The sequence below is a fragment of the Actinomycetospora sp. genome (genome assembly GCF_055612215.1).
The window spans coordinates 1-1114 of record NZ_JBVPVA010000594.1 but is presented as its reverse complement, the minus strand read 5'-3'; the positions used below and the strand labels follow the sequence as shown (position 1 = coordinate 1114).

The 1114-nt window shown below is 75.7% G+C and carries 2 protein-coding genes; both read left to right on the top strand.

Annotation, left to right across the window (positions count from 1 at the left end; genetic code table 11):
* Positions 1-739, top strand: a 739-nt coding sequence (locus AC0CYZ_RS16230) for a sensor histidine kinase (RefSeq protein WP_472217133.1), incomplete at its 5' end; no start/stop codon positions are given.
* Positions 740-835: 96 nt separating this feature from the next.
* Positions 836-1075, top strand: coding sequence for a hypothetical protein (locus AC0CYZ_RS16225; protein WP_472217131.1), 240 nt, complete (start codon positions 836-838; stop codon positions 1073-1075).
* Positions 1076-1114 lie beyond the last annotated feature (39 nt).

The following is a 1114-nucleotide window of genomic DNA, read 5'->3' as shown; positions in this document are numbered from 1 at the left end:
CGCCGACGCCGGCCACGAGCTGCGCACCCCGCTGGCGACCCTCCGCGCCGAGCTCGAGCTGGCCGGGCGACCGGGGCGCGACCGCGCCGAGCTCGTCGACGCGGTGACCTCGGCGGCTGCCGAGACCGACCGGCTCATCCGCCTCGCCGAGGACCTCCTCACCCTCGCCCGCGCCGACGGCACCGACGATTTCCTCCGGGTGCACCCCGTCGACCTTACCGAGGTGACCGCCTCCGCGGCCCGGGCGGCATCCGCCGTCGGAGACCTCCGTGACGTTGACGTCGTCGTCGACGCTCCGCCGCACCTCGAGGGCGACGTCGACCCCGACCGGCTGCGCCAGGCGCTCGACAACCTGCTCGCCAACGCGGTCCGCCACAGTCCGGAGCATGCGGTGGTGACCCTCACCGTCTCGCGTCACGACGATCGTGTCGTCTTCTCGGTGGCCGACGACGGCCCGGGCTTTCCCGCGGACTTCCTCCCGCACGCGTTCGAACGGTTCCGCCGGGCCGACACCGCGCGCGCCCGCAGCGCGGGCGGCAGCGGACTCGGCCTGGCCATCGTCGAGACCATCGCACGCGCCCACGGCGGCCGGGCCCGGGCCGGCAACCGGGCGGAGGGCGGCGCCGTCGTGGACATCGACCTCCCGGACCCGACGGCGGGCGAGGACCAGGAACCCCCGACCCCACCCACGGCCACGACCGGCGGTCAGCGAAGCGGGGACACCGCGGGTCCTTCCTGACCAGGTGGTCGATCTCAGGGTCGACACACCCATGTCACATCGCCCAGCCGCGACCCTGAGGTGGTCCGGACTCCGGACCACCGAGAGGAGAACTCCATGAGGACCAGGCACCTGCTCGTCGCGGGTACCGCGGCCGTGCTGGTCGCGGCCGGCGGCACGGGGATCGCGCTGGCGGCCACGTCCGCGCCAGCACCTGCTACGGCCGCCGTCCCGGCGGCCGGCACGGCGCAGGGGGTCGACACCCCGGAGCCGGGCGACACCCCCGACACGCCGGGCCAGCAGGGTGCGGACACGGCGGAGCCCGGCGATAGCCCCCACGCCCCCGGCCAAGGCTGACCCGCCCAGCATCAGGCTCGACCGACCACCCACCCCGGT

What these genes read in the sequence shown, in the direction of transcription:
- AC0CYZ_RS16225 (WP_472217131.1), top strand. Translation starts at nt 836, where the DNA reads ATGAGGACCAGGCACCTGCTCGTCGCGGGTACCGCGGCCGTGCTGGTC.